Here is an 8,002-nt window from a genome sequence, read left to right as displayed (position 1 = left end):
TATCCGCAGTGGCTCATTCACCTGTTTATGACAGCCCTGCTTCGGCGGTCTAGCGCTTCATAAAAATCCCGAATGACGCACAAAACGGTGCCTGCCGTCCACGTACCGATAACAGCCGTTCGCGGCTTTATCAAACACCGGGCGCAACGTTGAGTTAGGCACCACCTATTCCCGGCGCGATGAAGAGTCGTCGCGCTTAAAACGGCAGGGCTTCGGCTCTGCCGTTTTATTTTGCGCGCTATCCCGCACCGTTGTCTTGATCAGACTTTCCTCCCGCCTCGTTGTTCGCTAGCATCAACCTCACTTCAACCAAGGATAATGCGCGTGAAAAACTGGCGACTCTTTCCCCGTTCCCTGCGTCAGCTGGTGCTGATGGCTTTTCTGCTGGTGCTGCTGCCGCTGCTGGTGCTGGCCTGGCAGGCGTGGGAAAGCCTCTCCGCGCTGAGCCAGCAGGCGGCGGATACCAACCGCACCACGCTGACCGACGTGCGCCGCAGCGAGGCGATGGCGCGCACCGCGCTGGAGCTGGAGCGCAGCTACCGCCAGTATTGCGTGCTGGGCGATCCGGTGCTGGCGCGGCTCTATCAGACGCAGCGCACGCGCTATTCGCAGATGCTGGACGCCCACGCGCAGGTGCTGCCCGATCTGCGCGCCTGGCAAAGCCTGCGGCAGACGCTGACCCAGCTGGAGCAGCTGCATTGCCTGAACAGCAATCCTGTTAACGCCGCCGCCGCCAGTCTGGAAACGTTCTCCGTCGCTAACGCCGCGATGGTGCAGGCGACGCGCGAATCCGCCTTTTCCCGCGGTCTGCAGCTGCAACGCGAGATTGCCGAGCGCGGCCAATTTTTCGGCTGGCAGGCGCTGCTGCTGTTTCTGGTGACGCTGGCGCTGGTGCTGCTGTTTACCCGGATGATTATCGGTCCGGTAAAGGGCGTGGAGCGAATGATCAACCGGCTGGGCGAGGGCAGGCCGCTGGGCAACATGGCCAGCTTTAAAGGGCCGCGTGAGATCCGCGCGCTGGGGCAGCGTATCCTCTGGCTGAGCGAACGTCTGGCGTGGCTGGAATCGCAGCGTCATGAGTTTCTGCGCCATATCTCTCACGAACTGAAAACGCCGCTGGCCAGCATGCGTGAAGGCACCGAGCTGCTGGCGGACGAGGTGGCCGGTCCTCTCACCGCCGATCAAAAAGAGGTGGTCGCCATTCTCGACGGCAGCAGCCGACATTTGCAGCGGCTGATCGAACAGCTGCTGGACTATAACCGCAAGCTGGCCGATACGCCGCAGCCGCTGGAAACGGTCGACCTGTCGCAAATCATTCACAGCGTGATCGATGCGCATGCCCTTACGGCGCGCGCCAAGCTGATGCAGACGCACGTTGAGCTGGAGGCCGCCACCTGTCGCGCCGAACCGGTGCTGCTGACGCGTGTGATCGATAATCTCTATTCCAACGCTGTCTATTACGGTAGTGAATCCGGTACCATTTGGTTTCGTACCCAGACACACGGCAATCGGGTATGGATCGACGTCGCCAATACCGGCACGCCTATCCCGGAAGCGGAGCAGACGATGATCTTTGAACCTTTCTTTCAGGGGCGACAACAGCGTAAGGGCGCGGTCAAAGGCAGCGGACTTGGGCTGAGCATTGCAAAAGATTGCCTGCGGCGCATGCAGGGCGATCTGCATTTTATTCACACGGAGGAGGCGGATGTCTGCTTTCGTATCGAACTTAATTTAAGCGTCGGGAAATAATCGCGATGACCTTCTTTACTTTTTCTGTCGCACAACGCATTGGCCGACGTTTGGCGCTGCTTTCCATGCTGCTGGTTGCCGCTTGCCAGGCGCCGTCGCATAGCGTTTTACCGCGCCAGGCTGCGTCGCTTCCCGACCCGGAAATCAATATCGTCGATTATCTGGCGGTGGACTGCGCGCGCATCTGGCAAATTAACGACGGCAACAGCATCAAAAACCCGCTTTACTGGCTGCGCGCCACCGACTGCGCGGCGCGGCTGTCGCCGATAGCGGCGCGCGCCGAGGCTCATAACTGGCCGCCCACCAGCTGGCAAAATAGCTTTAAACAGGGGATTTTGTTGGATAACGGCAACGTAACGCCGGTCGAGCGCCAACAGTATATCGCTCAGCTCGACAGCTTCAGCGTCGCCTTTCCCGCGTCGGTGCGGCCGCTGATGCAGCTGTGGCGTGCTAATCAGGCGGCCCAGCTCGATCTGTCGGAAACGCGTACGCGCTACCATCATCTGCAACAGTCAAGCGACAACCAGCTTGACGCCCTGCGGCAAAAACAGGCGCAGCTAAGCCGTGAGTTGGCGGAGACGCGCCGCAAGCTGTCGACGCTAACCGATATTGAGCGTCAGCTCTCTTCACGAAAATCGCCGGATGTCTCTGAGAATAGCCATAGCGATGAAAACAGCGTCACCGGCGCTTCTGCGCCGACATCCGCCGTAAACAGTAACGAAAAAGAGGCGCAATAATGCCACATAACTCCGCCCGTCTGCTGCTGGTTGACGATGACGCCGCGCTGCTGAAGCTGCTGGGCATGCGTCTGACCAGCGAAGGGTTTCAGGTCACTACCGCCGACAGCGGGCCAGACGCGCTGCGCCAGCTGAATAAAGAAAAGGTCGATCTGGTGATCAGCGATCTGCGCATGGATGAAATGGACGGCCTGGCGCTGTTTGGTGAAATTCAGCGCCTCCATCCCGGTCTGCCGGTCATTATCCTGACGGCGCACGGTTCGATTCCGGAAGCGGTCTCGGCGACGCGGCAGGGCGTTTTTAGCTTTTTGACCAAGCCGGTCGACCGTGACGCGCTATATAAAGCCATCGATGAGGCGCTGGCGCACAGCGCGCCAGCCAGCGATGACGCCTGGCGGGAGGCGATCGTCACCCGCAGCCCGCTGATGCAGCGTCTGCTGGAGCAGGCGCACATGGTGGCGCAATTGGACGTCAGCGTGCTGATCAATGGACAGAGCGGCACAGGAAAAGAGGTGCTGGCGAAAGCGATCCATGCCGCCAGTCCGCGCGCCGGCAAGCCGTTTATCGCTATCAACTGCGGCGCGCTGCCGGAGCAGCTGCTGGAATCGGAACTGTTCGGACACGCCAAAGGCGCGTTTACCGGCGCGGTCAGCGCGCGCGAAGGGCTGTTTCAGGCGGCGGAGGGCGGTACGCTGTTTCTCGATGAAATCGGCGATATGCCGCAGACGCTGCAGGTTAAGCTGCTGCGCGTGTTGCAGGAGCGTAAGGTGCGTCCGCTGGGCAGCAACCGCGACCTTGATATCGACGTGCGCATCCTTTCCGCCACCCATCGCGATCTGCCGAAAGCGATGGAGAGACAGGAGTTCCGTGAAGATCTCTTCTACCGCCTGAATGTGGTCAGCCTGAAAATTCCGGCGCTGCATGAGCGCGCGGAGGATATTCCGCTGCTGGCGAATCATCTGCTGCGTCAGGCGGCGGAGCGGCACAAGCCTTTTGTCCGCAGCTTTTCTACCGATGCGATGAAGCGTCTGATGACCGCCAGCTGGCCCGGCAACGTGCGTCAGCTGGTGAACGTGATCGAGCAGTGTGTGGCGCTGACTTCGACGCCGGTAATTAGCGAAGCGCTGGTGGAGCAGGCGCTGGCGGGTGAAAACACCGCGTTGCCTACGTTCGTCGAAGCGCGCCATCAGTTTGAGCTGAACTACCTGCGCAAGCTGCTGCAAATGACGAAAGGCAATGTAACCAACGCAGCGCGGCTGGCGGGGCGCAACCGCACCGAATTTTACAAGCTGCTGGCGCGTCACGAGCTGGATGCCAACGACTTCAAAGAGTAGTTTTTACTGCCGCTTGCGCCGCCAGATATGGTAGCTTAGCCTGCGAAAAAGACAGGGCGTGTCCATCGCACGTATACTGAGTATTACCCGTCCGGCCACGGAGGGAGAGAAAAAGGGTCCGTTATGAAAAAGATTGACGCAATTATCAAACCGTTCAAGCTCGACGATGTACGCGAGGCGCTGGCCGAAGTCGGCATCACCGGCATGACCGTGACTGAAGTAAAAGGATTTGGCCGCCAGAAAGGGCATACGGAACTCTATCGCGGCGCGGAATATATGGTCGATTTTCTGCCGAAGGTTAAAATTGAGATCGTAGTGGCTGACGATATCGTCGATACCTGTGTCGATACCATTATGCAAACCGCGCAGACTGGCAAAATCGGCGATGGCAAAATCTTTGTGTACGATGTGGCGCGCGTAGTGCGCATCCGTACCGGCGAAGAAGACGAAGAAGCGATCTGATCGCCCGCGCTGAAAAAAGCCAGCCCCGTCAAAGGCTGGCTTTTTTATTATCTGAAGCAGGGCCGCTTCAGGTGGCGCCGTGCGACGTGAAACCCGTCGGGCGCCGAAATTACGCCAGCGCCAGCGCGACGGCGGCCTCGGCATGGATGCGCGTGGTGTCGAACAGCGGCACCTCTGCATCCTCTTGATCAATCAGCAGCGTAATCTCTGTACAGCCCATAATAATTGCCTCGGCGCCGCGCGCCACCAGTTCGGCAATCACCGCCCGGTATTTTTCACGCGAGGCGGCGTTGATATGGCCCAGGCATAGCTCCTGATAGATGATCTGATGCACGGTTTCACGTCCGGCCTCGTCCGGCACCAGCACCTCGATGCCGTACTGCTGCTCCAGGCGCGCTTTATAAAAGGGCTGCTCCATGGTGAAGCGGGTACCCAACAGGCCTACCTTGCCCGCGCCGGATGATTTCACCGCCTCGGCCGTCGCATCGGCGATGTGCAGCAGCGGCAGCGACGCCGCCGACTGAATGGCGGGGGCGACCTTATGCATAGTGTTAGTGCACAGCACGATAAAATCCGCATTGGCCGCCTGTAGCGCACGGGCGGCGTCGGCAAGCTTTTCACCCGCCGTCTGCCAGTCGCCGGTCGCCTGTAACTGTTCTATTTCATAAAAATCGACGCTGTACATCACCAGCCTGGCGGAGTGCAATCCGCCAAGCCGCGCCTGTACGCCTTCGTTGATGATTTTGTAATAAAGCGCCGTAGACTCCCAGCTCATTCCGCCCAGCAAACCGATCGTTTTCATTGCTCACCCGTGCATGCGTTGGTTCAAACGATCAGCTTAAACCACTTTATGCGGACCAAACACCTCATAGTGAATATGCTGGTTCGGCACGCCCGCGTCCAACAGCTGACGGGCAATGAATTGCATAAAGCCGACCGGGCCGCAGAGATAGAACTGACGGTCAGGCTCGTTCAGCTCGGACGCCACCACCGACAGATCCATCGTGCCCTGCGCATTGAAACGTCCGGCATCCGCGTCCAACGGCTGACGATACCAGGTATAGCTGTGGAAATGAGGCAGCTGTGCGCCGGTCTCTGCCACTTCGTTCGCGAACGCGTGCAGCGAGCCGTTTTCCGCCGCGTGCAGCCAGGTTACCGGCGCCGGATGTTTTTCCGCCGCCAAACCATGCAGCATTGATAGCATCGGCGTCAGGCCGACGCCTGCGGAGATCAGCGTCACCGGCATCGACGGAGCCGCCTGGAGGAAGAAATCGCCCGCCGGCGCCGCCAGATTAATCACATCGCCCACTTTCGCTTTGCCGTGCATCCAGCCGGAGACGGTGCCCTGTGGTTCATGTTTGACCGCGATGCGATAATGGTGGCCGTTCGGCGCATGGGTCAGTGAATACTGGCGAATTTCATGGTTGGCGAAATCGGGGTCCTGCACATGCACGCCCAAATACTGGCCGGGCTGGAAATCCGCTACCGGTTTGCCGTCGACCGGCGTCAGCGTAAAGCTTTTGATTACCTCGCTCTGCTGTTCGATCGCCTCAATACGGAAAGGGCGAGTGCCGCGCCAGCCGCCAGGTTTTTCTTCATTAGCGTGGTAAATCTCTTCTTCACGATTGATAAAGACGTTAGCCAGCACGCCGTAGGCTTTGGCCCAGGCCTCCAGGACTTCGTCGCCCGGGTGCAGCATCTCATCAATGGTCGCCAGCAGATGCTTGCCGACGATCTGATATTGCTCGGGCTTAACGGAGAAGCTGGTGTGCTTTTGCGCAATACGTTCCACCGCAGGCAGCAGGGCCGCCAGGTTGTCCAGATTGGCGCCATAGGCGCAGATAGCGTCGAATAACGCCTGACGCTGATCGCCGTTGCGCTGATTGCTCATATTGAACACATCTTTCAGCTCGGGATTATAGGTAAACATCCGGTCATAAAAGTGAGCGGTCAGGGCAGGGCCGGTGGCGGCGACGGCGGGGAGGGTGGACTTAACGGTAGCGATGGTTTGAGCATCAAGCATGGGCTTCTCCTGGTAGATTCATAACATGAATTTTATATGCATGTTAAAGGTTGCCGGTTGCGTTTGTAAATAAGACCGTAAAAATAAAGGGGGTTACTGTTAAGAGTAATGAAAAAACGGCAAGGTGGCGTTGAAGAAATATCCGATTCGCGTGGAGAGATAAATTGCCACCTAAGCCTTGCCAGCGCTCAAGCCAATCGTTTGCGTAAAAACCCGTCCCTGACGCTATGCTTCACCCTGCAAAAGGGTTTACACTGTTGGCCTTCGCCCGTCAGGGCTAAAAATTGCCGTTAAAAGTTAGCTGAGTCAGGAGATGCGGATGTTAAAGCGAGAGATGAACATTGCCGATTACGATGCCGAGTTGTGGCAGGCGATGGAGCAAGAAAAAGTGCGTCAGGAAGAGCATATTGAACTGATTGCTTCAGAAAACTACACCAGCCCGCGCGTCATGCAGGCGCAAGGTTCACAGCTGACCAATAAATATGCCGAAGGCTATCCGGGCAAACGCTACTATGGCGGTTGCGAATATGTCGATATCGTCGAGCAGCTGGCGATCGATCGCGCTAAAGCGCTGTTCGGCGCCGACTACGCCAACGTACAGCCGCACTCCGGTTCACAGGCTAACTTCGCGGTTTACACCGCGCTGCTACAGCCGGGCGATACTATTCTGGGCATGAACCTCGCACACGGCGGCCACCTGACGCACGGTTCGCCGGTCAACCTGTCCGGCAAACTTTACAATGTCGTGCCGTACGGCATCGATGAAACCGGCAAAATTAACTATGACGAGCTGGCTACTCTGGCGCAGCAGCATAAGCCGAAAATGATCATCGGCGGCTTCTCCGCCTATTCCGGCGTCTGCGATTGGGCGAAAATGCGTGAAATCGCCGACAGCGTTGGCGCTTACCTGTTTGTCGATATGGCGCACGTGGCGGGCCTGATCGCCGCAGACGTCTATCCGAACCCGGTTCCGCATGCGCATATCGTCACCACCACCACCCATAAAACTCTGGCGGGTCCGCGCGGCGGCCTGATCCTGGCGAAAGGCGGTGACGAAGATCTGTATAAAAAACTCAACTCCGCCGTCTTCCCTGGCGGCCAGGGCGGCCCGCTGATGCATGTGATTGCAGGCAAAGCCGTCGCGCTGAAAGAAGCGATGGAGCCGGAGTTTAAGGTTTATCAGCAGCAGGTTGCGAAAAACGCCAAAGCGATGGTGGAAGTTTTCCTGGAGCGCGGCTACAACGTAGTTTCCGGCGGCACCCATAACCATCTGTTCCTGCTGGATCTGGTGGATAAAAACCTGACCGGTAAAGAAGCGGACGCCGCTTTAGGACGCGCTAACATCACCGTTAACAAAAACAGCGTACCGAACGATCCGAAAAGCCCGTTCGTCACCTCCGGCATCCGTATCGGCACCCCGGCGGTGACCCGTCGCGGCTTTAAAGAAGCGGAAGTACGCGAGCTGGCCGGCTGGATTGTCGACGTGCTGGACAATATCAACGATGAAGCCACTATCGAACGCGTGAAGCAAAAAGTCCTCGAGATCTGCGCGCGCTTCCCGGTTTATGCCTGAGCTTAACCCTCTGCGCTAAACAAACGCCTCGTTCCTGTGAACGGGGCGTTTTTCTTTGTAAGCCGCCAAAATTGCTTATGTTTCGTTAATTTGCTAAACCAGGCGCCTCAATGGCGGGGGATAT

At 58.1% G+C, this 8,002-nt stretch carries 7 protein-coding genes; 5 read left to right on the top strand and 2 right to left on the bottom strand.

What is annotated here, in order from left to right:
* The first annotated feature begins 324 nt into the window (after positions 1–324).
* From MYY08_RS02070 to glnB, 4 genes are all read left to right on the top strand, one after another.
* Positions 325–1,749: a sensor histidine kinase gene (locus MYY08_RS02070; protein WP_038629909.1), complete on the top strand. Its 1,425-nt coding sequence runs from the start codon at positions 325–327 to the stop codon at positions 1,747–1,749.
* A 5-nt stretch (positions 1,750–1,754) separates the two neighbouring features.
* Positions 1,755–2,486, top strand: a complete 732-nt coding sequence (gene qseG / locus MYY08_RS02065) for a two-component system QseEF-associated lipoprotein QseG (RefSeq protein ID WP_052133868.1) — start codon at positions 1,755–1,757, stop codon at positions 2,484–2,486.
* Positions 2,486–3,820, top strand: coding sequence for a two-component system response regulator GlrR (gene glrR, locus MYY08_RS02060; RefSeq protein ID WP_288012805.1), 1,335 nt, complete (start codon positions 2,486–2,488; stop codon positions 3,818–3,820). The genes qseG and glrR overlap by 1 nt, the downstream gene beginning before the upstream one ends.
* 123 nt (positions 3,821–3,943) lie before the next feature.
* A complete protein-coding gene (gene glnB / locus MYY08_RS02055) occupies positions 3,944–4,282 on the top strand; it encodes a nitrogen regulatory protein P-II (protein ID WP_038624670.1) in 339 nt (112 codons plus the stop codon).
* A 109-nt stretch (positions 4,283–4,391) separates the two neighbouring features.
* Here the strand turns inward: glnB and MYY08_RS02050 are convergent, their stop codons facing one another.
* A complete protein-coding gene (locus MYY08_RS02050; RefSeq protein ID WP_038624672.1) occupies positions 4,392–5,084 on the bottom strand; it encodes an aspartate/glutamate racemase family protein in 693 nt (230 codons plus the stop codon).
* 36 nt (positions 5,085–5,120) lie between these two features.
* On the bottom strand, positions 5,121–6,305 hold the full coding sequence (hmpA, locus tag MYY08_RS02045; RefSeq protein WP_038624674.1) for an NO-inducible flavohemoprotein: 1,185 nt from the start codon (positions 6,303–6,305) through the stop codon (positions 5,121–5,123).
* 319 nt (positions 6,306–6,624) lie between these two features.
* Here hmpA and glyA point away from each other — a divergent pair, with 319 nt between their 5' ends.
* Positions 6,625–7,878, top strand: coding sequence for a serine hydroxymethyltransferase (glyA, locus tag MYY08_RS02040; protein ID WP_038624676.1), 1,254 nt, complete (start codon positions 6,625–6,627; stop codon positions 7,876–7,878).
* Positions 7,879–8,002: the final 124 nt, after the last annotated feature.

The sequence above is a fragment of the Mixta sp. genome, from assembly GCF_024610815.1.
Lineage (GTDB): Bacteria > Pseudomonadota > Gammaproteobacteria > Enterobacterales > Enterobacteriaceae > Mixta > Mixta calida.
The sequence above is the reverse complement of the archived record's forward strand: the minus strand, read 5'-3'. Positions and strand labels throughout refer to the sequence as shown.

Excerpts from the sequence above, each read along its gene's own strand:
- hmpA (WP_038624674.1), bottom strand. The coding sequence starts at position 6,305 with ATGCTTGATGCTCAAACCATCGCTACCGTTAAGTCCACCCTCCCCGCC.
- glrR (WP_288012805.1), top strand. The coding sequence starts at position 2,486 with ATGCCACATAACTCCGCCCGTCTGCTGCTGGTTGACGATGACGCCGCG.
- qseG (WP_052133868.1), top strand. The coding sequence starts at position 1,755 with ATGACCTTCTTTACTTTTTCTGTCGCACAACGCATTGGCCGACGTTTG.
- glyA (WP_038624676.1), top strand. The coding sequence starts at position 6,625 with ATGTTAAAGCGAGAGATGAACATTGCCGATTACGATGCCGAGTTGTGG.
- glnB (WP_038624670.1), top strand. The coding sequence starts at position 3,944 with ATGAAAAAGATTGACGCAATTATCAAACCGTTCAAGCTCGACGATGTA.
- MYY08_RS02050 (WP_038624672.1), bottom strand. The coding sequence starts at position 5,084 with ATGAAAACGATCGGTTTGCTGGGCGGAATGAGCTGGGAGTCTACGGCG.